The 240-nt window shown below is 72.9% G+C and carries 1 protein-coding gene; it reads left to right on the forward strand.

All coding sequences use genetic code 11. The features are described from left to right. On the forward strand, positions 1-237 hold a 237-nt coding region (locus SB658_RS27125; protein ID WP_410603622.1), incomplete at its 5' end, for a cyclodeaminase/cyclohydrolase family protein. Positions 238-240: the final 3 nt, after the last annotated feature.

Genomic DNA, 240 nt, shown 5'->3' on the forward strand with positions numbered 1-240 from the left:
CTCACCGAGATCGGGAATCCGCACCTGCAGGCGGATCTCGCGGTCGCAGCGGAAGCCCTGCGCGCCGGACTCGCCGGCGCGACGATCAACCTGCGCGCGAACCTGCAGATCGCCCGGAAGCACGATGCCCCGGCGCCGCTCCGGTCAGATCTCGACGCCGAGGCCTCACGCCTGACAGAGGCGCAGAACGCGGTCGCCCGCATCGCCGACGAACTCGCGGCGCGCGCCGGCGAGTGACCG

The sequence above is a fragment of the Bacillus sp. SIMBA_008 genome, assembly GCF_046535495.1.
Lineage (GTDB): Bacteria > Bacillota > Bacilli > Bacillales > Bacillaceae > Bacillus > Bacillus subtilis.